The sequence below is a fragment of the Streptomyces griseorubiginosus genome (assembly GCF_001514195.1).
In the GTDB taxonomy this organism is placed as follows: Bacteria; Actinomycetota; Actinomycetes; order Streptomycetales; family Streptomycetaceae; genus Streptomyces; species Streptomyces griseorubiginosus.
This window is the reverse complement of sequence record NZ_KQ948740.1, coordinates 159124-181778: the sequence shown is the minus strand read 5'-3', so window position 1 is coordinate 181778 and position 22655 is coordinate 159124. Positions and strand designations below refer to the sequence as shown.

Sequence of the window (22655 nt, the reverse complement as noted above, 5' to 3'; positions counted from 1 at the left end):
AGGGGGGAGGGGCGCCGCGAACCTGGTCGCGGCGCCCCTCTTTCGTCGAGCCATTCGGACGTTCAGCGACTGCGGCGGGACGTCACCGTGAACTGGGCCCCGTCGGGGTCGCGCAGGACGGCCTCGGTGCTGTCCTTGGTCAGCACGCTGCCGCCGTGGGCCTCGGCGGCCCTGGCGCAGGCCGTCACGTCGGAGACCGCGAAGTGGACCTGCCAGTGCGGCCGGATCGAGGGGTCGGGCGCGGAGCCCAGGGCCCCCGACTCGATGCGGGCCACCACGTCACCGCCGCTGCGCAGCACCACCTCGCCGCCCTCGTACTCGACCTCGCAGCAGCCGGGGCGCCCCGTCGCCCACTCCAGGACCTCGCCGTAGAAGATCGCCGCGTCGAACGCGTCGCGGGTGTGCAGCCGCACGAAGGCCGGCTGGGCCCGCCGCCACCTCTCCCAGTCGGCGACCAGCTCGCCCTCCCAGATGCCGAAGGTCGCGCCGTCGCGGTCGGAGAGCAGCGCCGCCCGACCGGGCGGGAAGGACAGCGGCCCCACCGCCAGCGTGCCGCCGCGCTCCTGGACCCGGGCCACGGCCTCGTCCGCGCCGGCCACCGCGAAGTACGGCGTCCAGGCCGCCGCCATCTGCCACATCGACGCCACCGCAGCGATGCCGGCGACCGGCGTGCCGTCCACCAGCGCGACCCGGAAGCGCTCGCCGAGCTTGACCGGCTTCCACTCCCAGCCGAGGACGGCTCCGTAGAAGTCCTCCGTGGTCGCCTGGTCGCGGCAGGTCAGGCTCACCCAGCAGGGGGCTCCGAACACATGGTGGCTGGAGACGACGTCCGCGGTCGTACCGGGGAGTCTCGGGTCGTGGTTCATGGCGGTCGCGTCCTGCTCTCGTCGGGCTGCGGCCAGCGGGGCTTTCGTCCAGTGTCGTTCCGGAACCGCTGCGGCCGCCTGCCGAGTACCCCGGGGGAGTCACCGAAACGGTGCCCCGTACGGCCTGCCGTCCGATGCCGAGGAGCCGTCCGAGTGACACGATGGACGCGTGTCAGGCGTACCCGAGGAACCCGCCGCGGACCCGGACCGGGTCTTCGCGCTCCAGGAGGAGATCGACCAGCTGAAGGAAGCGGTCGCCTCCCATGCCGTCGTGGACCAGGCCATCGGCATGGTGGTCGCGCTCGGCAGGGTGACCCCGGACGAGGGCTGGGCCGTGCTGAAGGACGTCTCCCAGCACACCAACATCAAGCTGCGCAACGTCGCCGACCTCATCCTCATCTGGGGCAGGACCGGAGACATCCCCGAGGGGATCCGGGTCGAGCTCGAAGAGGCCCTGGACCAGTACGGCCCGACACAGATTCCGGGGGCGCCGCCGGAGTGACGGTGCTCCCCGGATCCAGGGTGGGGTCAGCCGGAGTCGGCCAGGATCTCCTCGCGCAGCCGGTCGAAGCAGGTGCTGAGCAGCCGGGAGACGTGCATCTGGGAGATGCCGAGCTCCTCGGCTATGCCGCTCTGGGTCATGCCGCGGAAGAACCGCAGGTACAGGATGGTCCGCTCGCGCTCCGGGAGGGCTTCCAGGCAGGGCCTGGCGGCGACCCGGTCGACGACGACGTCGTAGGCGGGGTCGGGGCCGCCGAGCGCGTCGCCCAGGGCGTAGCCGTCCGTGCCCGGCATCTCCGCCTCCAGCGACAGCGCCGAGAAGCATTCCAGGGCCTCCGCGCCGGCGCGCACCTCGTCCTCGGTGAGATGCGCCTTCTCGGCGATCTCCGCGACGGTGGGCGCCTGTCCAGGGGTCTGCGACAGTTCCTTCGAGGCCTGCCGGACCCGGTTGCGCAGGTCCTGCACCCGGCGGGGTACGTGCAGGGTCCACATGTGGTCGCGGAAGTGCCGCTTGATCTCGCCGGTCACGGTCGGCACCGCGTAGGCCTCGAAGGCGCTGCCGCGGGCCGGGTCGTAGTGGTCGACGGCCTTGACCAGGCCGAGGGCGGCCACCTGGTAGAGATCCTCGAGGGACTCGCCACGGCCGCGGAAGCGGACCGCGATCCGCTCCGCCATGGGCAGCCACAGCTCCACCAGCTCGTCCCGCAGCGCCTTGCGCTCCGGGCCCTCCGGCAGCAGTGCCAGGCGCTCGAACGCCGCGTTGGTGTCGGGGGCGTCGTCATGCGGATGGGGCTTGGTTCTGGTGGCGACGGTCATGTCGCGCACCTCCCTGAGCGGGTGCTGGATGGACAGACACCGTGGGAGGAGAGCACTCGGACCAAAAACATCCGGAACCCGCTCGCCGGGCTCCCACGGGGGTGCCTCCTGTCCGAAGCACTGTTGTACGGATTCCCGCTATCGGGTGATACGAAACAAAAGCACCGTTGATCCCATAAGGGGCTTGACCCTACGGCTTGACTGGTTCTTGGTCGAGATTACCTCTGACACAGAGGTAATCTCCCCGCATGGACGAGGAGACCTTTCCCGAAGAACTGGCCGACGCCCTCGTCGGAGTCCAGCGGCTGCTCAGGCGCAGACTGCGCGCGGGACTCACCGTGCCGCGGCTGCGCGGCGCCGAGGTCGAGCTGCTGCGCCTGGTCGAGTCCCGGCCCGGCATCGGCGTCTCCGAGGCCGCCAAGGAGCTCCACCTGGCCGGGAACTCCGTCTCCACCCTGGTCAACCAGCTCGCCAAGGAGGGGCACCTGGTCCGTGAGACCGACCCCGCCGACCGGCGGGCCGCGCGCCTGCTGCTCACCGAGCAGGCCGAGGCGCGGCTCAGCGACTGGAAGCAGCGGCGTGTCGCACTCGTCGGACGGCAGCTCGCCCGACTCGACACAGCCGAGCAGGAAGCCCTGCGGGCCGCGCTGCCGGCCCTGCGCGCCCTCGCCGTCACCCTGCAAGAGGAAGCCGAGGAGTCATGACAGCCGACGCTGTTTCCTGCACCGGACTCGACTACGCCTTCCATGACACGAAGGCCGTGGACGGACTGGACCTGACCGTGGCGGAGGGCGAGGTCTTCGGACTGCTCGGCCCCAACGGCGCGGGCAAGACCACCGCCATCCGCTGCATCACCACCCTGCTCCCGGTCCCGGCCGGCATGATCCGCGTCTTCGGCCGCGACACCGCCGAGGACGCCATGGCCGTACGGCGGCTGCTCGGCTACGTCCCGCAGCAGCTGTCCGCCGACGCCAACCTGACCGGCCGGGAGAACGTCACCCTGTTCGCCCGCGTCTTCGACGTGTCCCGCAGGGAACGCGCCGAGCGGGTCGCCCAGGCCCTGGCCGCCGTCGACCTCACCGACGCCGCCGACCGGCTCGCCGGCACCTACTCCGGCGGTATGGTCCGCCGCCTCGAACTCGCCCAGGCCCTGGTCAGCGCGCCCCGGCTGCTCATCCTCGACGAGCCGACCATCGGCCTCGACCCGATCGCCCGCACCGGCGTGTGGGAGCACATCAACGCCGTGCGCGAGGCCACCGGCATGACGGTACTGGTGACCACCCATTACATGGACGAGGCCGACCAGTACTGCGACCGGGTCGGCCTCATGCACCGCGGCCGCGTCCGCGCCCTAGGCACCCCCGAGGAGCTTTGCCGGGGGCTGGCCGAGAAGCGGGGCACCGACACCCTGCCGACGCTGGAGGACGTCTTCCGGGACGTCGCCGGCAGCGGCCTCGAAGACGAAGGAGGGGATTTCCGCGATGTCCGAAGCACCCGCCGCACCGCGAACCGTGTCGGCTGACATCGGCCTGCTGCTGAAGCCACCGCAGCCGCGCGCAGGATGGCGGCTGCTGCCCGCCCGGGTCGTGGCGATGTGCGCCGTCGAGCTCCAGAAGCTCAGCCACGACCGCACCGAGCTCTACACCCGTGCCGTCCAGCCCGCCCTGTGGCTGCTGATCTTCGGCCAGACCTTCACCCGCATCAAGGCGATCCCCACCGGGGGCATCCCCTACATCGACTACCTCGCCCCCGGCATCATCGCCCAGTCCGCAATGTTCATCGCCATCTTCTACGGCATCCAGATCATCTGGGAGCGGGACGCGGGCATCCTCAACAAGCTCCTGGTCACGCCCACTCCGCGCTCGGCGCTGACCACCGGCAAGGCCTTCGCGGCCGGAGTGAAGTCGCTGATCCAGGCCGTCGTCGTCGTCATCATCGCCGCTCTGCTGGGCGTCTCGCTGACCTGGAACCCGCTCAAGCTCCTCGGCGTCGGCGTGATCGTGATCCTCGGCTCGGCCTTCTTCTCCTGCCTGTCGATGACCATCGCCGGCATCGTGCTCAGCAGGGACCGCCTGATGGGCATCGGGCAGGCCATCACCATGCCGCTCTTCTTCGGCTCCAACGCCCTGTACCCGCTCTCCGTCATGCCGGGTTGGCTCCAGGCCGTCAGCAAGGTGAACCCGCTCAGCTACGAAGTCGACGCCCTGCGCGGCCTGCTGCTCGGCACGCCCGCCCATCTGGCGCTCGACTTCGGGGTGCTGGCCGTGGCCGCCGCGCTCGGCATCACCGCGGCCTCCTCGCTCCTCGGCCGGCTGGCCCGTTGATCATGGCGGGGGAACGTGATGTGCGGCACGCCCGTGGAAGCGTTTTTCCGGCCGTCTGGCGGATTCTGCCTGCGCACGGCTTGATCAGCGATCAAAGGGGGTGAATTCCCTGGCCACAGCGCATTCTGCTCATTTGACAGTGCATTGAGCACACAGATAGGAAGCAGCTCTCTGAGGTCGAAGAGGTGCACTGTGTACAAGCCGAACGTGGTCGGGGACTGGCAGGAGTACGACGAGCATGCCGGTCTGCGGGTCCGCGTCCACCGTCTGGAGGCGGCCGAGCCGCCGCGCGGGCGGGACGACGCCGCCGAAGGGCTCACCTACTTCAGCGTCCGCGTGACCGTGGAGAACCGCGGCGAGAAGCACCCGACGGTCCACCTCGAGGACGGCCAGATCGACGTGCGGATCGGCCCCGACGGCGAGAGTGCCTTCATCGACTGGCGGAACTCGCAGTTCATCGAGGGCTTCGACGTCTACCCGCTGCGCCGCGCCACCGCCGTGCTGTTCGCGGCGGCCCCGGAGGCGAGCCTGAGCCAGATCGACGTGCAGATCCAGCTGCGGGTCGACGACGAGTGGGCCGACCGGCGGCTGTGGGCGGGCGGCATCGGACTCCACGAAGGGGCCGCGCACACGGGCGCGGGCCGCGAGGGCCTGGCCTGCCAGGTCAGCAACTTCCTGCGGGACCAGGCGGAGGAAGGCACGGCCTGAGCAGTCCGCGCTCCCGCCGCCGCCCGGCCCCCCGTCTCTCAGTGCGGCGCCCGGTCCCCCCGACTGGGTGCGGAGTCCGGTCTCCCCGGGTCAGTGCGGGATGCCGTCGATGATCTCGCGGGCGCCCTGACGCAGCAGTGCCACCGCCACCGACGTGCCGAGCGTGGCCGGATCGAGACGGCCCGCCCACTCGTGGGCGTTCAGCCGCGTCTTGCCGTCCGGGGTGAAGACACAGGCGCGCAGGGAGAGTTCGCCGGTGTGGTCCACGCGCGCGTAGCCGGCGATCGGGCTGTTGCAGTGGCCCTGGAGGACGTGCAGGAACATGCGCTCGGCGGTGGCCTCCCGGAACGTGTCGGGATGACCCAGCGCGCTGACCGCGTCGATCAGTTCGGTGTCGCCCTCACGGCACTGGAGCGCGAGGATGCCCGCGCCGATCGGCGGCATCATCGTCTCGGGGGAGAGGATCTCGGTGATCACGTCCCGCCGGTCGATGCGCTCCAGGCCGGCCACCGCCAGCAGCAGCGCGTCCGCCTCGCCCGCCGCCAGCTTCGCCAGCCGCCGGTTGGCGTTGCCGCGGAACGGCACGCACTCCAGATGCGGATGGGTCGCGGCCAGCTGAGCCACCCGGCGCACCGAGGAGGTTCCGATCCGGGTCCCCTCCGGAAGTTCGTCCAGGGTGAGCCCGCCCGGGTGGATCAGGGCGTCACGGATGTCGTCCCGCTCGAGGAACGCGGCGAACGTGGTGCCCGCCGGGAGCGGCCGGTCGGCCGGCACGTCCTTCACGCAGTGCACCGCGAGATCCGCCTCGCCGGCCAGCAGCGCGGCGTCGACCTCCTTGGTGAACGCGCCCTTCCCCTCGACCTTCGACAGGTCGCCCATCCACTTGTCACCGGTGGTTTTCACCGGTACGACCTCGGTGCGCACCCCGGGATACAGGGCGGCCAACTCGCTTCTGACGCGCTCCACTTGGGCCAGCGCCATCGGCGAGTCACGGGAGACGATGCGGATCAGTTCCGGGAGGGACATGCGGGACACGATAGACCCTGCGGAGGTCCGGTGTTTGAAGGTCGGGGAGCAACGGGTAAGCCATAGCGCCACTTCTGCCCGGCCCGGGCTCCCGGAGAAGACACCTTCGGTCGTCATCCGGCGCCCGCCTCCGACTCCTTCACCGCTGTCCGCGTGACGACGGCCGCCGGTCGGCACAGCACGACCAACGCCACCGCCGTGAGCAACCCCCCGGCCAGGAACGTGCCGCGGGTCCCGGTCAGGGGCAGCAGCGCCCCGCCGAGCAGGGCACCGGCGGCCACGCCCACGTTGAAGGCCGCCGAGTTGGCCGCCAGCGCCGTCTCGGTGCGCCCCGGCGCCACCAACAGCACCTGGCTCTGCGTCGCCATGAACGCGGGCGCCACCGACCCGCCCAGCAGCATGAGCAGCACCACGGTCGCCGTCTGACTGCTCCCGGCCGCGTACAACCCGACCAGGGCCAGGACCTGTCCCGTCACCGGGACGACCAGCGTGGCCCGCGGATACCGGTCCAGCAGCGGCCCGACCGCCGCGACCCCGGCCAGCCCCGCCGCCCCGAACGCCAGCAGTACGGCGCTCACCGCGTCCCGACCGAACCCGCTCACCTCGTCCAGGAAGGCGACGAGGTACGTGAACCCGGTGAACGCCCCCGTCACCGACAGGGCGGTGGTGGTGAGCACCACCGCGAACCGGCGCCGGTCCGGAGCGGCGCCGTAGGCCGCGTGGCTCTCCCGCGGACGTGAGGTCGGCAGCAGCACGGCCACCATGACCAGCGACACGACGGCGAGCGCCCCGAGCACGGCGAAGGGCACCCGCCAGCCGCTGTGCCCGCCCAGCCAGGTGCCGGCCGGTACCCCGGCCACCGTGGCCAGTGAACCGCCCACCGACAGCAGCCCGATGATCCGGCCCCGCCGCTCCGGCGGGAACAGCCCGACCGCGACCGGCCCCATCACCGCCCAGAACAGCGCCTGCGCCAGCGCGGTCGCCACCCGGGCCGCCAGCAGCAGGCCGTACGACACGGTCGTGAGCGCGGAGAGCCAGCTGGCCGCCACGAGCACCGCGAGCAGACCGGCCATCAGATACCGGCGCGGCACGGACCGGGTGAGGTGGGCCAGCGGCAGCGAACCGACGGCCACCGCGAGGCCGTAGCCGGTGACCAGCGCGCCCACCGCGGTGAGGGAGACCCGCAGGTCGTCCGCCATCAGGGACAGCAGGCCCACGGGGAGGTTCTCGGTGGTGTTGAAGGTGAACGCGGCCAGCATCAGTGCCGCGACGACGGCGGCCCTGCGCCAGGGGGCCGGATGTACGCTGCCCATCCAAGTGCCTTCCGGGGGAGGGGAAGAGGGACGGCCAGCGTGCTGCGCCGGGCTGCACGGCTCTACTCTTTCGGTCCAGGACGAATCACTCACGGCCCACTCACGGCCGGCGGGGAGGCTGGTGTGGCGCTGACCCTGCGGCTCGGGAACGACGATCTGAGGCGGAGCCGGTTCGCCGTCTCCCCGCTGTGCCAGACCCATGAGGCGCTGCGCATGCTGCGCCGGTCCGCCCGGCACGGCTACCACCGGGACTGGCTGCGGCGCGCGGCACCCGCGGTGGCCGGGCTCGACCTGTCCCCGCTGTGGCTGTTCATCCCACCGGCCGGCGGCTACACCCCCGACTTCCTGGGGCCCCCGCCCGAGGAGCCCTGCCCGCGCTTCGAGGACGAGCTGGCCCGGGTGCGCGCCACCGATCCCTGCCTCGCCCGTGAGGAGATGGCGCGTTCGCTCGCCTGCACCCCGGGCCTCGCCGAGTCGCCGCGGGGCCGGGCCGCCCTCGACGACCCGGCCGGAACCGTACGGCGGCTCGCCGACCTCACCGAGCAGGCCTGGCAGGCTCTTGTCGCCCCCGACTGGGCGCGTCACCGGGCCGTGCTGGAGGCCGACATCGCCCACCGCTCCCGGCAGGTGGCGGACGCGGGGCTCGACGCGCTGTTCGCCGATCTGCACCCGGATGTCGACTGGGCCGACGGCAGCCTCACCCTCCCGGTGCGCGGGGACATGAGGGACGCCCAACTGGCCGACGGGCGAGGTGTGTTGCTCATGCCGAGCGTGTTCGTCTGGCCGGACGTGGTGAGCGGATTCGCCCGGCCCTGGCAGCCGACGGTGATCTATCCCGCCCGCGGTATGCGCGCCCTGGACTCCGCCGAGGCACCACGTCCGCCGGAGGCGCTCGCCCGGCTCCTCGGCCGCCGACGCGCCGCCGTCCTGGCCGGGTTGAACGACCCGGCCTCGACCACGGACCTGGCCCTCCGGCACGGCCTCGCCCCGTCGACGGTCTCCGCCCATCTGGCCGTCCTGCGCGAGGCGGGCCTGCTGGCCTCGCGGCGGCAGGGCCTCCACGTGCTCTACGAGCGGACGTCCCTGGGCGACTCGGTGGTGTCCGGGGCCTAGACGAGCGGCTCGCTGAGCTCGACCGAGCGCAGGGCGGCCGCGAGGGCCTGCTCGTCCCCGACGTCCAGAGCGGTGTCGGTGAGCTTGATGACGTGTTCGTCGCCGTGGGCGAGGGCGCGCTCCAGGACCTCCTCCGGCGCGAGGCGCCCCGGCGGGACGTAGGCGACCGGCTCCTTCGGCGCGTACATCGCCGTGACCGCCGCCGACGCCGCCCAGGCCGCATGCAGACTGGGGGCCCACTGGTCCCGGGGGAGTGAATCCAGCGTCCGCAGCACGGCATTGGGTGCCGTCGCCGCGTGCACGAGCATGGTGGGCTCGCCGTGGCCGTGGGTGGCGTAGCGATGGGTCGCGGCCCGGACCAGTTCGGTGAGCCGCTGCCTTGCGGTGTCCGGGTCGGTGACCTCCTGCGCCCACGCCGGCAGGTGCCGCACGGCGGACAGCCGGTCCCGGAACCCCACGTGCCCCGGCTCGATCGCCGGTACGGCGTCCAGGGCCTGTCCGGCGCTCGCCCCGCCCGGCACGGCCACGAGACCGGTCACCGGCTGGTACCGGGCGGCCCAGTAGCCCAGCGCGTGGGCGAGTTCGGTGCGCCGGGGCGCGTTCTCCTCGGCCGCCACCGCGCGCACGGCGTGGCCGACCCGGATGACGGTGTGGGTGGCGCCGCCGTACAGGCCGGGCAGCAACCGTGGCCACCACTCGGCGAGGACGTCCCGCCAGGGGCGCTCGGCGAGCGTGCGGGTGAAGTGGTCGGTCCAGTCGGCGATCCGGCGTGGATCGCCAAGCGCCGTGCGCCAGTTGTCGTCCGTGACGGGGGCCGTGCGGTCGGGGAAGTCCTCCAGCCGGTCCCGGTACAGGTCCAGCCACCGGTGCACCGAGTCAGCCCGTCCGTGCGCGGCGAGCGACTCGACGACCATGGGTGCGTGGTTGGACAGCCAGCCCTCTCGCTCCGGGCCGGACGCGTGCACGCGTTCCAGGGCCTCTTCCAGGAGTCCGCCGCTCTCGTTCGTGTGGGTGATGTCCATGACCGAAACGCTAGGCCGGGGGGAATCGGCGAGGATCGGGCGTGGGACGGAATCCGGCGTTGCCGGGTCCTAGGTCCCGCGCCCGATGTCGGTCGTACGGGCCCGGCGGGCGTTCGAACGGGCCTCGCCGGCTCAGGCGTTGGGGTCGAAGGAGATCCCCGACGGCTTCGCCGACGACAGATGGGAGGCGAAGTTGCCGTCCTTCAGGCCGAAGTTGGCGCTGCCGAAGTCGTAGGCGCTGAGCTTGTCGCGCAGAGCCGTGGAGGGGTAGCCGTTCCAGCCGACCAGCGGGGGGTACTGCCACGTGCCCTTGGCGTTCTCCGGCGGCTCGTCGTTCGAGTTGGCCAGCCGGAAGCAGTGCGTGCTGATGCCGTCCTTGTGGTAGACGATCTTCGCGTGCGTGCCCTCGAAGCGGACGCCGGAGGCCGCCGTCACCGTGAACGAGCCGTGGTTCGACGTCGACACGTACTGGACCGTGCCGTTCTGCGTCCAGATCACGACGTGCTCCCAGTCGTTGCGGTGCCCGCCGATGCTGGTGTTCGGCAGCGCCTGGTCCTTCTCGAAGTACAGGCCGTACAGGTAGGCGCACCAGCCGTTGTTGCACTTGTAGCGCGAGTACGTGTTGGTGTTGTCCAGGTCCGAGGCGTCATGGCAGTCGCCGCTCAGCGAACCCGTGGGCTTCAGACCGCCGTTGATCGTGCCGTCGGGGCCGATCGCCGGGGTGGAGTAGCAGCCGTCGGTGTCGTAGTCGAAGGCCGGCTGGTAGGTGAACTCGGCGCTCTCGGCGTTGGCGGGCAGCGCCTTGGGTGGAGCGGCGAAGGCGACGGCGGGGAAGGCCACCACGAGGGTCGCGGCGCCGGCCAGGCCGATGCCGAATCTCGTGCGGTGCTTCATGAACGACGGTGACGACACTGCGTCCTCCTCGTGTCCGGGCGCAGCCCAACGGCTGTGGGTTACTGGGGAGTTCAGCTTCCCGGCTTTCCATGTCCACGCCAAGAGGCGGGAGGCATCGCTCCGGTTACGCCTCGCCCAACAACCGGATCACGCAGGTGGCTCCGGGAGATCGGCGGCCGAGTCCTCCGGGGCGAGATCGGGACGCAGCCGCAGCCAGGACGGCTGACGCAGCAGCCCGGCCCTCGTGCGGGTGCTGTAGCGCACCTCGCCGACCAACCGGGGCAGCACCCAGCGGGCACCCGGAGTCGGCGGCACGGGATCGAAGGGGCACACGTCCGTCGCCGCGGCCGCCAGCAGCGCGGCGAGTTCGCTGCGCTCCGCCGCGCTCCAGCCGGTGCCCACGCTGCCCACGAACCGCAGCCGCCCCTGCGCCCGCTGACCCACCAGCACCGCGCCCGGCAGCCCCGTGAGCCGCCCCTTGCCCGGCATCCAACCACCCACCAGGACGTCCTCGCTGCGCATGTTGCGAATCTTGATCCAGGCCCGGGAGCGCACCCCGGGTTCGTACACCGAGTCCAGCCGCTTGCAGACCAGCCCCTCCAGTCCGTGCTCCCGCGTGGCACGCAGGGCCTGCTCGCCGTGGCCGACGAGGGCGGCGGGCGTCGACCAGCGGGGCCCCGCGAGCTCCAGCTCCTCCAGCCGCGCGCGCCGCTGCGAGTAGGGCAGGGCCAGGAGTGAACGCCGGCCGAGGTGCATCAGGTCGAACAGCACGAGATGCACGGGCGCCTCGGCGGCTCTACGTGCCGCTCTGTCCGGGGCGTGAGCCAGTCCCATCCGCTGCTGGAGCAACTGGAAGTCCGCGCGTCCCTGTTCGTCCAGGGCCAGGATCTCCCCGTCGAGTACCGCCGGGGTGGAGCCGAGGGCACCGCCCAGCGGCGCGAGCTCGGGGTAGGCGCCGGTGATCTCCTCCCCGGACCGGGCCCGCAGCACCGCGCTGCCGTCCCCGGCGAGGTACACCACGACCCGCTGGCCGTCCTGTTTGGTCTCGTAGGCCCACCGGGCGTCCTGCGCCGCGGACGGCAGGGTGCCTGGTGTGGCCAGCATGGGGGCGATCAACGGGAGGGTCACGGGTGAGGTGTCGACACGACCACCGGTCCCCACGCACCCCGGGCGCGGGGTTCCCCTGAACGGGCGCGGGCCGGAGGGCGTTCTCCGCGGGAGGCCACGGGTCCGGTGGTCCGGGTGAGCGCTGGACGGGGGCGGTGTGTTGTGGCGCGGAAGGAGGGACACCATGTGGCGGGCGAGGGGCGAGGGGCGAGGGGCGAGGGGCGAGGGGCGAGGGGCGAGGGGCGAGGGGCGAGGGGTGCGGGGCGGGCGGCGGTGGCGCGGGGTGCGAATCGCGGGGTGAGCGGCACCTGCTCAGCCGTCCCGTCGGCCGGCCCAAGCCCGAGGACTTCGCCCTGGTCGAGGCGGAGGTCCGGCAGCCCGGCGAGGGACAGGTTCTGTCGTGGCGCGTGGCCCGTGGCGCGGGGCGCGGGGCGCGAATCGCGGCGTGAGCGGTGGTGGCGGGGTGAGCGCGGTGTTCGGACGCGCCGTCGGACATCCTGGTGCACGCCGACGACGTCGCCGTCCGGGACCCGCACCACCCCGGCCGGCGCCCTGCGGCTGGGGGGTCGGTGGCATCCAGGTCTCAGAAGCGCGGCGTGGCCCCCGGCCCCTCAGAGCGGCGTGGCTCCGGCGGGCAGGGCGGCGTGCCCCCGGCCGATCGGGGCGGGCGTGACTCCGGCGGGCGTCGCGGCTGGGCCCCGGCCGGTCAGGGCGGCGTGGCTCCGGCAGGCAGCGCGGTGTGGTCTTGGCAGGCACCGCGGCGTGACCCTGGCCGGTCAGATGATGCCCCCGTTCGCCCGGAGCACCTGGCCGTTGACCCAGTGGCCGGCCGGGCTCGTCAGGAACGACACGACGTTGGCTATGTCCTGGGGTGTGCCCAGCCGCTCCAGCGGGGGCTGGGCCGCGAGGCGGGCGACGGTCTCCTCGTCCTTGCCGTCGAGGAAGAGGTCGGTCGCGGTCGGGCCGGGGGCCACGGCGTTGACGGTGACGTCGCGGCCGCGGAGTTCACGGGCGAGGATCAGCGTCACCGCCTCGACCGCTCCCTTGCTGGCCGCGTAGGCGCCGTAGCCGGGAAAGGCGAGGCCGACGACCGAGCTGGAGAGGTTGACGAGCGCCCCGCCCGGTCGCAGCCGGCGCGCTGCCTGCTGGTCGACGACGAAGGTGCCGCGGATGTTGGTGCGGTACAGCGCGTCGAGTTCGGCCAGGTCGAGGTCCGCGATCGGGGACAGAGGCATCCGGCCCGCGGAGTGCACCACCGCGTCGACACCGCCGTAGGTGGCCTCCGCCAGGTCGAACAGGGCGGCGACCTCGGTCTCGTCGGCGACGTCCGCGCGGGCGGCGTACGCGGTGCCGCCCGCCTCCTCGATGGCCCGCACGGCCTCGTCGGCCGCCTCCTTGTTGCCCGCATACCCGACGACGACCGCGAATCCGTCGGCCGCCAGCCGCTGGGCGATCTGCCGCCCGATGCCGCGCGATCCGCCGGTCACGATGGCGACGCGCCGGTCCGTCCCGGGGTGAGTGGTCATGACCGCATCCTTTGTTAGCGCTGATACGAACGAGTCGTATCGACGATAACACGGGTTCGTAGCATTGGTAACCCCCCACTCGTAACGACGCTACGAATGTCGTACGGTAGGGGCATGGATGCGAGGGAAAAGATCCTGGAAGCCGCCACCGAGCTGCTGGCCGGCGCGTCGGCCGCCGACGTCTCCACGCGGGCCGTGTGCGAGCGGGCCGGGGTCGGGGCGCCGATGCTCTACCGGCTCTTCGGCGACAAGGCCGGTCTGCTGGCCGCCGTGGTCGACCGGGGCTTCGAGCAGTACCTCGCGTCCAAACGCGCGGCACGGCCGAGCGAGGATCCCGTCGAGGACCTCAAGGACGGCTGGGACAACCACATGCGCTTCGCGCTGGAGCACCCCAGCCACTACCGCCTGATGTACTCGCCCGAGCTCACCGTGCCCCCGGCCGCCGCCCAGGAGGCCCACGACCTGCTCCACGGCATCCTGGAGCGCTGCGCCGCCGAGGGGCGGCTGACGGTGCCGCCCGCGCTGGCCACCCGCATGATCATGTCGGCCAATGTCGGGGCGGCCCTGTCCATGCTGACCAGACCCGAGCAGTACACCGACGGGAAGTTCGCGGAGCGGCTGCGCGACGCCGTGCTGGACTCGGTGACCCGGCCCGCCGGCACCGCCGTACGGGACGAGGGACGTCAGGTGTCCGTCGCGGCCGCCACCCTGGCCGCTAGGCTCCGGGCCGAGCTGCCGCCGACGCTCACCGTGGCGGAGACGGCCCTGCTCCAGCAGTGGCTGGAGAAGCTGTCCGACAGGTGAGCGGTCAGCGCTCCTCGGGCGGCAGGGCCTGCACCAGACCCGACTGGTAGGCCATCACCACGAGCTGGGCGCGGTCCCGTGCGCCCAGCTTGGTCATCGCGCGGTGGACGTGGGTGCGGACCGTCAGAGGGCTGACGAAGAGCTTCGCCGCGATCTCCTCGTTGGAGTGCCCTTCGGCGACCCAGGCCATCACCTCGCGCTCCCGGGTGGTGAGACCCGTCAGGTCGTCGGCGGCCGCGAGCCGGGTGCCGAGTCCCGGGGCCGACAGGAAGCGGGTGATCAGGGTGCGGGTGGCGCCGGGGGAGAGCAGGGAGTCACCTGCCGCCACGGTCCGGATCCCGGCGAGCAGGTCCTCGGCGGTGACGTCCTTGCCCAGGAAGCCGCTGGCCCCGGCCCGCAGTGCCTGGGCCACGTACTCGTCGATCTCGAACGTGGTCAGGATCAGCACCCGGGTGCCGGAGAGCTCGGGATCCGCGCAGATCGCGGACGTGGCGGCCAGGCCGTCGGTCCCCGGCATCCGGATGTCCATGAGGATCACGTCGGGGTGGTGGACGCGTGCGAGGTCCAGGGCCGCGGCACCGTCGGGGGCCTCCGCGACCACCTCCATGTCGTCGCACGAGTCGATGAGGATCCGGAAGGTGGCCCGCAGCAGGGCCTGGTCGTCGGCGAGCAGCACGCGGATGGTCATGGTGTCCGTTCCTGGCGTTCCGGGCCGGTGGGGAGCAGGGGGAGCCCGGGGTGTGCCGCCTCGTCGGGCCGATCGGTGACGGGTTCGCCCTCGTCGTCCTGCGGTGGCGCGGGCAACCGCAGCCCGGTCGCCGCGGCGACGACCGTACGGACATGATCGTCGGCGTAATCCCGCAGGGGCATGCTCATCCGCTCTCCGGTCGCGTGCTGGACGGCTCCATTCTTCCTGGTCCCGGCCTCCCCGTCGTCGTACCTCCGCCGACCATCACGGCTACTGAGAACGCAGTACGCGCCGGGGTGCGTCTCCTCCCTGGGCAGGACCCATGACGTCTGCGCGGGATGCGGGCGGGCCTCAGGAACCTGCCGGGCGTGCGGGCCGGAGAAACCTGCCGGCCACCGCGCGGTGGCCGGCAGGGCGTACCTCTCAGTTGCCGGACGGCGCTCCCGCCGAGGTCGCCTCCGTGGTGGGTGCGGCGGAGGCCTCCGGCGTCGCGACGCGCGGGCGGGGGATGAACGACGCGATGGCGAAGGCGAGAAGGGCCGCTCCGGCGCCGATCGCCATGACGGTCCTGAAACCGTTCTCGGACGGCAGTGCGTAGCCGCCGAGATCGATCGTCATCTGTGCCAGGACCACACCGGCGATGGCGCTCGCCGTCGACGTACCGATGGATCGCATGAGCGTGTTGAGGCTGTTCGCGGCCGCCGTCTCCGAGGCGGGCACGGCGCCCATGATGAGCGCGGGCATCGAGCCGTACGTGAACCCGATACCGGCCCCGATCACGCACGAGACCATCACCAGGTGCCACACCTCGGACATCAGCACGATGTTGAGCCCGTAGCCCGCGGCCACGATCAGCGCGCCGATCATCAGCGTCACCTTGGGGCCCTTGGCCTTGGAGACCGCCGCCGAGACCGGGGCCAGGGCCATCATCACCAGGCCTGACGGGGCCATGACGAGACCGGCGGTCAGCAGGGACCTGCCGAGGCCGTAGCCCGTTTGGGTGGGCAGCTGGAGCAGCTGCGGCAGGACCAGCGACATCGCGAACATCGAGAAGCCGATCGCGATCGAGGCGAGGTTGGTGAAGAGCACCTGGCGGCGGGCGGTGGTGCGCAGGTCGACCAGCGGCTGGGCGGTGCGCAGCTCGAAGAAGCCCCAGGTCAGCAGGATGAGCACGGCCGCGGCGAACAGGCCGAGTGTGGTGCCGCTGGTCCAGCCCCAGTCGGCGCCCTTGGAAATGGCCAGCAGCAGCGAGACCAGTCCCGCGGCCATGCCGACCGCGCCGACCGCGTCGAAGCGGCCGCCGGTGCGCACCCGGGACTCCGGCACGAACGCCAGGACCAGGATCAGGGCTGTCGCGCCCATGGCGGCCGACGCCCAGAACAGGACGTGCCAGTCGAAGTTGTCCGCGATCAGCGCGGCGGTGGGCAGTCCCAGGGCGCCGCCGACACCCAGGGAGGCGCTCATCAGCGCGGTGGCGCCGGCCAGGCGGTCGGCGGGCAGTTCGTCGCGCATGATGCTGATGCCGAGCGGGATGACGCCGGAGGACAGGCCCTGGAGGGCACGGCCGACGATCATCGGGACCAGGGCGTCGCTCAGGCCGCAGACGACCGATCCGGCGACCAGCATCACCACACTGACCAGCAGCATCCGGCGCTTGCCGAACATGTCGCCGAGCCTGCCGACCACCGGGGTGGCCACGGCGGCGGCGAGCAGCGTCGCCGTGACCGCCCAGGCGGTGTCCGAGGCCGGCGCGTCGAGCAGCTTCGGCAGCTCCGGGACGATCGGGATCACCAGGGTCTGCATCAGGGAGACGACGATTCCGGCGCAGGCCAGCACCGCTACCACGGCGCCCGTCCGCGGCGGGGTCACGGCGCCCGCGTCGGCGGAACTGGCGGGAGCGTCGGTCATGAAAGGCCTCCATGGGGGGCGAGGCGGCAGGGTGCCGGGGGGAGATTAAGTCAGGTGCTTGACTTACCATAAGGGCTCCGGCTGGGTCGGTCGTACGGCGGTCGGGTGTGCCCTGTCGGTCGGACGTGGCGAGGCGGCGGGTGTGCCGAGAGGCCGGTTCGGCTCCGGCGTGCGGTTGCGTAGGCTTCCCGCACTGGAGACCGTCGCACCGCCGACGGCCTCGGGCGGCTCGTGGGACTGGCCGTCGGAGGGGTCAGCGAAGTCCCGGTGCGGTGGTGGTCATGGCGGGCAGGACGGTACGCGAGGAGCAGGTCAGCGCCACCAGGGAGCTGATCCTGACCGCCGCGGAGCGCCTCTTCGCCGAGCGCGGTGTCCTCGCGGTGTCCAACCGTCAGGTCAGCGAGGCGGCCGGGCAGGGCAACAACACCGCGGTCGGCTACCACTTCGGCACCAAGGCGGACCTGGTCCGGGCGATCGCCCGCAAGCACCAGGTCCGCATCGAGGAGATCCGGGCACGGCTGCTGGCCGAGACGGGCGACTCCACCGACGTACGCGACTGGGTGGACTGCCTGGTCCGGCCCGTGCCCGAACACCTGGCCGCGCTGGGCAGCCCCACCTGGTTCGCCCGGTTCTGCGCCCAGGTCATGACCGACCCGGTGCTCCAGCAGATCATGGTCGAGGAGTCCATGACCTCGCCGTCGCTGCGGAAGATCGTCGAAGGGCTGAACCGCTGTCTGCCCGAACTGCCCGCCGACGTGCGTGCCGAGCGCGGTGAGATGGCCCGCCATCTGATCGTGCACATGGCCGCCGACCGCGAACGGGCCCTCGCGGAGAACACCCCGACCCCACGCGCCAGCTGGCACGACGCGGCCACCGGCCTCGGTGACGCGGTGGTCGCCCTGTGGACGGCCCCCGTCACACCGACGGGACGGTAGGGGGCCCTTACGTCCGCCGGGTCCTGCAACCCCCTAGGGGCGCGGGGAACTCCGCGACCAGCCACGACGAACCCGCACCCGCCCGACAAGCGAACCCGGCACTACCTCACAGCCCGCCGCCGGAGGCCGCCGTACCGTCCAGTAATGTGCGCGGCAGCCCCCCGAAGGAGGAACCGTGTCCCGGTCCCCACGTTCGCCCCTGGTGCTCGCCGGACTGCTGGCCACCGCCGGCGTCGCCCATTTCGCCACCCCGCGTTCCTTCGACGCGACCATCCCGCGGGCCCTGCCCGGCGAGCCCCGCACCTGGACCTACGCGAGCGGCGCCGTGGAACTCGCGCTCGCCGCCGGTCTCGCGCTGCCGAAGACCCGGCGTACGGCAGCCCTGGCCACCGCCGCCTTCTTCGTCGGCGTGTTCCCCGCCAACGTCAAGATGGCCGTCGACTGGCGCCACCGCCCCGCGCCCCAGAAGGCGGCGGCCATCGGACGGCTGCCGCTCCAGATACCGCTCGTGCTGTGGGCACGCAGCATCGCCGAGAACGGGAAGGGCCAGGCATGAGCAGGACGATCGAGACCGGGGACATCGTCGAGGACTTCGAGCTCCCCGACGAGACCGGCACCGGCCGCAAGCTCTCCGAGCTGCTCGCCGACGGCCCGGTCGTCCTCTTCTTCTACCCCGCCGCCCTGACCGCCGGCTGCACCGCGGAGGCCTGCCACTTCCGCGACCTCGCCGCGGAGTTCGCCGCGGTCGGCGCCCGCCCGGTCGGCATCAGCGGCGACACCGTGGAACGGCAGCAGGAGTTCGCCGGACAGCACGCGCTCGGCATGCCCCTGCTCTCCGACGCCGACGGCACCGTGCGTGAGCTGTTCGGCGTCAAGCGCGGCTTCTCCCTGGCCCCCACCAAGCGGGTCACCTTCGTCATCGCCGAGGACCGCACGGTCCTGGAGGTCGTCCGCAGCGAACTGCGCATGAACACCCACGCCGACCGCGCCCTCGAAGCCCTGCGCGCCCACCGGTCGTGACGCACGGGGCCCGGTTGCCCCGTTTCGGTTGATGCGGTCCGACAAAGGGACCATCCTGGACGATATGGAGCACGTCTCCGCTACGGCGGTCATCGATACCGCAGGCGTTGTGACGGGCTGGAGCGAGGGCGCTCGGAGGCTGACGGGGTACACGGCCGAGGAGGTCGTGGGACGGGCGGCCCGGGAGCTGCTCGCCGAGGACCCGCCGGGGCCCGCCGTGGCGGCGCTGAAGGGGACCGTCGTCCTGCGACACCGCGACGGTTCCCCTCTCACGCACTTCGTGGAGGGGTGTCCCCTCGCAGGCTCCGACGGCACCCCCGTCGCGTACGTGCTCACCGCCCGGCCGCCCGCCTCAAGGGAACCTTCCGTCGCCGAGCAGGCCTTCCAGCAGGCGTCCATGTCCATGTCGGTGTTCGACCCCGACCAGCACTACCTGCGCCTCAACGACGTGGCCTGCCGGGTGATGGGGGTGCCCGAGGAGGCCCTGCTCGGCCGGCATTTCCCGGAGACCATCGAGGACGCCGAGCACAGCCGGGGATTCCACGCGCATCTGCGCCAGGTCGCCGAGACGGGCCTGCCCGTGCGCTACGAGAGCTTCACCGGCGCCCCCTCCCTCAACCGGGAACACGCCTGGAGCATCGAGATGTGGCCGGTCCGGGACGAGGACTCCGGAGAGGTGACCGGCGTCGCCCTGGCCGCCTTCGACAGCAGCAACCAGTACTGGGCCCGCCAGCGACTGGCCCTGCTCAACGAGGCGGCGACCGCCATCGGCACCACCCTCGACGTGGTGCGCACCGCCGAGGAACTCGTCGAACTGCTCGTGCCCCGCTACGCCGACTTCGCCAGCGTCGACCTCCTCGAATGGGTGCTCGGCGCCGACGAACCACCGACCGTGCTCGAGGGCGACATCGTCCTCCAGCGCGTCGCCCACGGCTCCGGACACGAGGGCACCCCCGAGGCCGCCGTCCGCCTCGGCGCGGCCGACACCTACCACGCCTCCTCGCCCCCCGCCCGGTCCCTGCGGAACGGCCGGGCGGTCGTGAGCCAGGCCGGCGAACCCGAATTCATCAGCTGGGTCGCCGAACGCAACGCCCGCGCCCCGGCCGGCCGCTCCTTCCGCGAGGGCGTCCACTCCATGCTCGCGGTGCCGCTCAAGGCCCGCGGCACCACCCTCGGTGTGGTGGTCGCCGTCCGCATCGCCCACCCCGACGACTTCGGCGAGGACGACGCCGTCCTCGGCGAGGAACTCGCCAGCCGGGCCGCCGTCTGCATCGACAACGCCCGCCGCTTCGCCCGCGAGCGCACCACCGCCCTGGCTCTCCAGAACAGTCTTCTGCCGCGCGGGCTGCCCGGACAGGCCGCGGTCGAGGTCGCCCACCGCTATCTGCCCTCCGGCTCGCTGGCCGGCATCGGCGGCGACTGGTTCGACGTCATCCCGCTCTCCGGCAGCCGGGTCGCCCTCGTGGTCGGTGACGTCGTCGGCCACGGCATCCCGTCCTCGGCGACCATGGGCCGCCTCTGTACGGCCGTGCGCACCCTCGCCGACGTCGATCTGCCGCCCGACGAGCTCCTCACCCACCTCGACGACCTGGTGACCCACCTCGCCTCCGACGACCGCCCCGACGAGGGCATCGAGGTCGCCGAACTGGGCGCCACCTGCCTCTACGCCGTCTACGACCCGGTCTCGCGCCGCCTGACCGCCGCTGCCGCCGGTCACCCGCCGCCCGCCCTCGTCCTGCCGGACGGCACCACCCGGCTCCTCCCGCTGAGCGCGGGGCCGCCGCTCGGCGTCGGGGGCCTGCCCTTCGAGGCCACCGAGATCGAACTGCCCGAGGGCGCCGTCGTCGCCCTCTACACGGACGGGCTCATCGAGGACCGGGACCGCGACGTCGACCACGCCACCGAGGAACTGTGCCGGGCGCTGGCGGCGAGGACGGACACCCTCGACGACCTGTGCGACTCCGTCCTGAAGGCCGTACTGCCCGAGGAGCCCGGCGACGACGTGGCCCTGCTGCTGGCCCGGACCCGGGCCCTCGGCGCGGACCGGGTCGCCACCTGGGACGTCGAACCGGACCCCGCGCACGTCGCCGCGACCCGGCAGGCCGCCACCGAGCAACTCGCCGCCTGGGGACTGGAGGAGGCCTCCTTCGTGACCGAACTCGTCGTCAGCGAGCTGGTCACCAACGCCATCCGGTACGGGGCACCGCCCATCCAGCTGCGGCTGATCCGCGACCGCACCCTCATCTGCGAGGTCTCCGACGGCAGTTCCACCTCGCCGCACCTGCGGCGCGCCCACGCCTTCGACGAGGGCGGCCGCGGGCTGCTGCTGGTCGCCCAGCTCACCCAGCGCTGGGGGAGCCGGCAGACGGGCAGCGGCAAGACGATCTGGGCCGAGCAGTCGCTGGAACCGCTCGACCTCTGATCGCCGTGTCCAGGCCGCTCACCGGGCCGTCCACCGGGCCGCTCACTGGAAGGAGCAGCCGGGGTTCGGCACGTCCTCCGAGTACGGCGAGCCGTGCGGCAGCACGTAGAGCACCTCCAGGACGAGCGGGGTGGTGCCCTCGTTGCGGCCCAGGTGCACATCGCCCGGTCCACCCGGCTCGCGTACGACCGTGCCCTGCGGATAGACGCCGTCGCTCGCGCAGTCGGCGTGATAGTGGCTGAGCGTGCCCTGCTTGACGTACCCGTAGACCGGGCCGTCGTGGTAGTGCCAGCCGGTGGCCTGCCCCGGTGGCACGGTGATCTCCCTCAGCACGTAGTCGGTGTCGCCCACGGTCTTCTGGGCGATCAGCGTGCCGACCACTCCGGGGCCCGGCGGGGTCGCGTGGGCGGTGCCGCCGGCCAGCACGGTGGCGGTGACGACCGCGCCGGTCAGTGCGGTACGGAACGCTGTGCGCATGGGGAAGGCCTCCTGGCTCGGAATGCGTGAGCGACGACGTGTCGTGGACGTCGTTGCGAACATAGAGGCAGAGAAGCGGAGTTGGGGCCGAAAACCCGGATGACACCGCGTGTCGGCACGGCCGGCATGAAGAGATGGCGCGACTCCACGACATCGTCTTCGACCGCGCCAGCCCCGGGGCCACGGCCCGCTTCTGGGCCGCCGCCCTGGACGACCATGCCGTCGCGCCCTACGACGAGGCGGAACACGCCCGTCTGCGCTCCCTCGGGATCGACAGTGCCGAGGACGACCCGACGGTCCTGGTCGAACCGGCGAACGGCGGACCCCGCCTGTGGTTCCAGCTGGTGCCGGAGGGCAAGCGAGTGAAGAACCGGGTGCACCTGGATCTGCGGGCGGCGGACCTCGATGCGGAGATCGAGCGTCTCAGCGGGCTCGGCGCGGCCGTGCGAGCCCGGCACGCGGGTCATGTCGTTCTGACCGACCCCGAGGGAAACGAGTTCTGTCTGGCCCCGGCCGGGTAAGGGACCGCAACGGCCCCCGCAGCTCAGTAGGGACCGCAACGGCCCCCGCAGCTCAGTCCTCCGCCCCCTGCACCGCGACCTGGGCGAGGGTGCGGCCCGTGCGGGCCGAGCGGGCGCGGTGGGGGTCCGGGGTGCCGTGGCCGCGGGACGGGCCCTTGGTGGTCCGGACCAGCAGCCAGTTGTTCTCACGGAACCGGGTGAGGGCGTACTCGCCCCGCAGCTTCGTCCCGTGGAGACGGAACGTGGCGTGCCCGTGCTCCAGCGACTCCGCGAAGTCGACGGGGTTCCCCCTGCGGTCGTGGCTGAGGGGCTCGTACGTGCCGTGGTCCCACACGATCACCGTGCCGCCGCCGTACTCGCCCGCCGGGATCACCCCCTCGAACTCCTCGTACTCCAGCGGATGGTCCTCCGTCGGCACGGCGAGCCGCTTGTCCTTGGGGAGATCGGAGGGGCCCTTGGGGATCGACCAGGACTTCAGCACGTCACCGACCTGGAGCCGGAAGTCGAAGTGCATCGTGCTCGCGTCGTGGATCTGCACGACGAACCGCGGCTCCTCGCCGCCAGGCCCGCCCCGGCCCTCGGGCTCACCGGTCCGGCCGAAGTCCCGCTTGCCGTGGTAGTCCCGCAGACGCTCGTTCATGCACCCCGAGTGCCCCTCCCGCGG

25 protein-coding genes are annotated in these 22655 nt (G+C 72.4%); 12 read left to right on the top strand and 13 right to left on the bottom strand.

Features of this window, described 5'->3' with window-relative positions:
- Positions 1-62 precede the first annotated feature (62 nt).
- Positions 63-866 carry a VOC family protein gene (locus AQJ54_RS28850; protein ID WP_062030562.1) on the bottom strand — a complete coding sequence of 268 codons (804 nt, stop codon included), beginning with the start codon at positions 864-866 and terminating at the stop codon, positions 63-65.
- A gap of 169 nt (positions 867-1035) precedes the next feature.
- Between AQJ54_RS28850 and AQJ54_RS28845 the strand changes: the two genes are divergently transcribed.
- Positions 1036-1368: an ANTAR domain-containing protein gene (locus AQJ54_RS28845; protein ID WP_062030564.1), complete on the top strand. Its 333-nt coding sequence runs from the start codon at positions 1036-1038 to the stop codon at positions 1366-1368.
- A gap of 26 nt (positions 1369-1394) precedes the next feature.
- Here the strand turns inward: AQJ54_RS28845 and AQJ54_RS28840 are convergent, their stop codons facing one another.
- The gene (locus AQJ54_RS28840; protein WP_062242106.1) at positions 1395-2183 is read right to left on the bottom strand and encodes an RNA polymerase sigma factor SigF; all 789 of its coding nucleotides are present in this window, start codon (positions 2181-2183) and stop codon (positions 1395-1397) included.
- Between the two features lie 248 nt (positions 2184-2431).
- On the opposite strand from AQJ54_RS28840, the gene AQJ54_RS28835 reads away from it, so the two are divergent.
- The 4 genes from AQJ54_RS28835 (at position 2432) to AQJ54_RS28820 (ending at position 5215) form a co-directional block, all read left to right on the top strand.
- Entirely contained in the window at positions 2432-2887 is a 456-nt protein-coding gene (locus AQJ54_RS28835) for a MarR family winged helix-turn-helix transcriptional regulator (protein WP_062242104.1), read from the top strand.
- The gene (locus AQJ54_RS28830; RefSeq protein WP_062242102.1) at positions 2884-3705 is read left to right on the top strand and encodes an ABC transporter ATP-binding protein; all 822 of its coding nucleotides are present in this window, start codon (positions 2884-2886) and stop codon (positions 3703-3705) included. Before AQJ54_RS28835 ends, AQJ54_RS28830 begins: the two co-directional genes overlap by 4 nt.
- Positions 3665-4507 carry an ABC transporter permease gene (locus tag AQJ54_RS28825; RefSeq protein WP_062242100.1) on the top strand — a complete coding sequence of 281 codons (843 nt, stop codon included), beginning with the start codon at positions 3665-3667 and terminating at the stop codon, positions 4505-4507. Before AQJ54_RS28830 ends, AQJ54_RS28825 begins: the two co-directional genes overlap by 41 nt.
- 192 nt (positions 4508-4699) lie before the next feature.
- The gene (locus tag AQJ54_RS28820; protein ID WP_062242098.1) at positions 4700-5215 is read left to right on the top strand and encodes a hypothetical protein; all 516 of its coding nucleotides are present in this window, start codon (positions 4700-4702) and stop codon (positions 5213-5215) included.
- 90 nt (positions 5216-5305) lie between these two features.
- On the opposite strand, the gene hemC is transcribed toward AQJ54_RS28820, so the two are convergent.
- Positions 5306-6241: a hydroxymethylbilane synthase gene (gene hemC / locus AQJ54_RS28815; RefSeq protein ID WP_062030578.1), complete on the bottom strand. Its 936-nt coding sequence runs from the start codon at positions 6239-6241 to the stop codon at positions 5306-5308.
- A 113-nt stretch (positions 6242-6354) separates the two neighbouring features.
- Positions 6355-7554, bottom strand: a complete 1200-nt coding sequence (locus AQJ54_RS28810; RefSeq protein WP_062242096.1) for an MFS transporter — start codon at positions 7552-7554, stop codon at positions 6355-6357.
- Positions 7555-7677: 123 nt separating this feature from the next.
- Here AQJ54_RS28810 and AQJ54_RS28805 point away from each other — a divergent pair, with 123 nt between their 5' ends.
- Positions 7678-8667, top strand: a complete 990-nt coding sequence (locus AQJ54_RS28805; RefSeq protein WP_062242094.1) for an ArsR/SmtB family transcription factor — start codon at positions 7678-7680, stop codon at positions 8665-8667.
- Here the strand turns inward: AQJ54_RS28805 and AQJ54_RS28800 are convergent.
- The 4 genes from AQJ54_RS28800 to AQJ54_RS28785 form a co-directional block, all read right to left on the bottom strand.
- Positions 8664-9689 carry a questin oxidase family protein gene (locus AQJ54_RS28800; protein ID WP_062242092.1) on the bottom strand — a complete coding sequence of 342 codons (1026 nt, stop codon included), beginning with the start codon at positions 9687-9689 and terminating at the stop codon, positions 8664-8666. The two genes, AQJ54_RS28805 and AQJ54_RS28800, sit on opposite strands and share 4 nt — an antisense overlap.
- Positions 9690-9821: 132 nt before the next feature.
- Complete coding sequence (locus AQJ54_RS28795; RefSeq protein ID WP_062242090.1) at positions 9822-10601, bottom strand: NPP1 family protein; 780 nt, start codon at positions 10599-10601, stop codon at positions 9822-9824.
- Positions 10602-10730: 129 nt separating this feature from the next.
- Complete coding sequence (locus tag AQJ54_RS28790; protein WP_062242088.1) at positions 10731-11711, bottom strand: ATP-dependent DNA ligase; 981 nt, start codon at positions 11709-11711, stop codon at positions 10731-10733.
- A gap of 755 nt (positions 11712-12466) precedes the next feature.
- Positions 12467-13216: an SDR family oxidoreductase gene (locus AQJ54_RS28785; RefSeq protein ID WP_062242086.1), complete on the bottom strand. Its 750-nt coding sequence runs from the start codon at positions 13214-13216 to the stop codon at positions 12467-12469.
- A gap of 114 nt (positions 13217-13330) precedes the next feature.
- On the opposite strand from AQJ54_RS28785, the gene AQJ54_RS28780 reads away from it, so the two are divergent.
- Positions 13331-14020: a TetR/AcrR family transcriptional regulator gene (locus AQJ54_RS28780; RefSeq protein WP_062030590.1), complete on the top strand. Its 690-nt coding sequence runs from the start codon at positions 13331-13333 to the stop codon at positions 14018-14020.
- Between the two features lie 4 nt (positions 14021-14024).
- Here the strand turns inward: AQJ54_RS28780 and AQJ54_RS28775 are convergent, their stop codons facing one another.
- The 3 genes from AQJ54_RS28775 to AQJ54_RS28765 all read right to left on the bottom strand — a co-directional run bounded on the left by AQJ54_RS28775 (position 14025) and on the right by AQJ54_RS28765 (position 16616).
- Positions 14025-14708, bottom strand: coding sequence for a response regulator (locus AQJ54_RS28775; protein WP_062242084.1), 684 nt, complete (start codon positions 14706-14708; stop codon positions 14025-14027).
- Complete coding sequence (locus AQJ54_RS28770) at positions 14705-14896, bottom strand: hypothetical protein (RefSeq protein ID WP_062242082.1); 192 nt, start codon at positions 14894-14896, stop codon at positions 14705-14707. The genes AQJ54_RS28775 and AQJ54_RS28770 overlap by 4 nt, the downstream gene beginning before the upstream one ends.
- Positions 14897-15131: 235 nt before the next feature.
- Entirely contained in the window at positions 15132-16616 is a 1485-nt protein-coding gene (locus AQJ54_RS28765) for an MFS transporter (RefSeq protein WP_062242080.1), read from the bottom strand.
- A gap of 281 nt (positions 16617-16897) precedes the next feature.
- Between AQJ54_RS28765 and AQJ54_RS28760 the strand changes: the two genes are divergently transcribed.
- From AQJ54_RS28760 to AQJ54_RS28745, 4 genes are all read left to right on the top strand, one after another.
- Positions 16898-17551, top strand: coding sequence for a TetR/AcrR family transcriptional regulator (locus AQJ54_RS28760; protein WP_062242429.1), 654 nt, complete (start codon positions 16898-16900; stop codon positions 17549-17551).
- Positions 17552-17726: 175 nt separating this feature from the next.
- Entirely contained in the window at positions 17727-18107 is a 381-nt protein-coding gene (locus AQJ54_RS28755) for a DoxX family protein (RefSeq protein ID WP_062030598.1), read from the top strand.
- Positions 18104-18571 carry a peroxiredoxin gene (locus AQJ54_RS28750; RefSeq protein WP_062030600.1) on the top strand — a complete coding sequence of 156 codons (468 nt, stop codon included), beginning with the start codon at positions 18104-18106 and terminating at the stop codon, positions 18569-18571. The genes AQJ54_RS28755 and AQJ54_RS28750 overlap by 4 nt, the downstream gene beginning before the upstream one ends.
- A 64-nt stretch (positions 18572-18635) precedes the next feature.
- Complete coding sequence (locus tag AQJ54_RS28745) at positions 18636-20993, top strand: SpoIIE family protein phosphatase (RefSeq protein WP_062242078.1); 2358 nt, start codon at positions 18636-18638, stop codon at positions 20991-20993.
- A 42-nt stretch (positions 20994-21035) separates the two neighbouring features.
- Here the strand turns inward: AQJ54_RS28745 and AQJ54_RS28740 are convergent, their stop codons facing one another.
- Complete coding sequence (locus AQJ54_RS28740) at positions 21036-21470, bottom strand: cupin domain-containing protein (RefSeq protein WP_062242076.1); 435 nt, start codon at positions 21468-21470, stop codon at positions 21036-21038.
- Positions 21471-21604: 134 nt separating this feature from the next.
- On the opposite strand from AQJ54_RS28740, the gene AQJ54_RS28735 reads away from it, so the two are divergent.
- Positions 21605-21991: a VOC family protein gene (locus AQJ54_RS28735; protein ID WP_062242074.1), complete on the top strand. Its 387-nt coding sequence runs from the start codon at positions 21605-21607 to the stop codon at positions 21989-21991.
- A gap of 52 nt (positions 21992-22043) precedes the next feature.
- Here AQJ54_RS28735 and AQJ54_RS28730 read toward each other — a convergent pair whose 3' ends face one another.
- Entirely contained in the window at positions 22044-22631 is a 588-nt protein-coding gene (locus AQJ54_RS28730; protein ID WP_062242072.1) for a DNA polymerase ligase N-terminal domain-containing protein, read from the bottom strand.
- Between the last annotated feature and the right edge of the window lie 24 nt (positions 22632-22655).

Coding starts and splice junctions, on each gene's coding strand:
- AQJ54_RS28810 (WP_062242096.1), bottom strand. CDS start 7,554: ATGGGCAGCGTACATCCGGCCCCCTGGCGCAGGGCCGCCGTCGTCGCG.
- AQJ54_RS28825 (WP_062242100.1), top strand. CDS start 3,665: ATGTCCGAAGCACCCGCCGCACCGCGAACCGTGTCGGCTGACATCGGC.
- AQJ54_RS28760 (WP_062242429.1), top strand. CDS start 16,898: ATGGCGGGCAGGACGGTACGCGAGGAGCAGGTCAGCGCCACCAGGGAG.
- AQJ54_RS28745 (WP_062242078.1), top strand. CDS start 18,636: ATGGAGCACGTCTCCGCTACGGCGGTCATCGATACCGCAGGCGTTGTG.
- AQJ54_RS28850 (WP_062030562.1), bottom strand. CDS start 866: ATGAACCACGACCCGAGACTCCCCGGTACGACCGCGGACGTCGTCTCC.
- AQJ54_RS28750 (WP_062030600.1), top strand. CDS start 18,104: ATGAGCAGGACGATCGAGACCGGGGACATCGTCGAGGACTTCGAGCTC.
- AQJ54_RS28785 (WP_062242086.1), bottom strand. CDS start 13,216: ATGACCACTCACCCCGGGACGGACCGGCGCGTCGCCATCGTGACCGGC.
- AQJ54_RS28740 (WP_062242076.1), bottom strand. CDS start 21,470: ATGCGCACAGCGTTCCGTACCGCACTGACCGGCGCGGTCGTCACCGCC.
- AQJ54_RS28830 (WP_062242102.1), top strand. CDS start 2,884: ATGACAGCCGACGCTGTTTCCTGCACCGGACTCGACTACGCCTTCCAT.
- AQJ54_RS28800 (WP_062242092.1), bottom strand. CDS start 9,689: ATGGACATCACCCACACGAACGAGAGCGGCGGACTCCTGGAAGAGGCC.
- AQJ54_RS28775 (WP_062242084.1), bottom strand. CDS start 14,708: ATGACCATCCGCGTGCTGCTCGCCGACGACCAGGCCCTGCTGCGGGCC.
- AQJ54_RS28765 (WP_062242080.1), bottom strand. CDS start 16,616: ATGACCGACGCTCCCGCCAGTTCCGCCGACGCGGGCGCCGTGACCCCG.
- hemC (WP_062030578.1), bottom strand. CDS start 6,241: ATGTCCCTCCCGGAACTGATCCGCATCGTCTCCCGTGACTCGCCGATG.
- AQJ54_RS28735 (WP_062242074.1), top strand. CDS start 21,605: ATGGCGCGACTCCACGACATCGTCTTCGACCGCGCCAGCCCCGGGGCC.
- AQJ54_RS28780 (WP_062030590.1), top strand. CDS start 13,331: ATGGATGCGAGGGAAAAGATCCTGGAAGCCGCCACCGAGCTGCTGGCC.
- AQJ54_RS28840 (WP_062242106.1), bottom strand. CDS start 2,183: ATGACCGTCGCCACCAGAACCAAGCCCCATCCGCATGACGACGCCCCC.
- AQJ54_RS28770 (WP_062242082.1), bottom strand. CDS start 14,896: ATGAGCATGCCCCTGCGGGATTACGCCGACGATCATGTCCGTACGGTC.
- AQJ54_RS28730 (WP_062242072.1), bottom strand. CDS start 22,631: ATGAACGAGCGTCTGCGGGACTACCACGGCAAGCGGGACTTCGGCCGG.
- AQJ54_RS28835 (WP_062242104.1), top strand. CDS start 2,432: ATGGACGAGGAGACCTTTCCCGAAGAACTGGCCGACGCCCTCGTCGGA.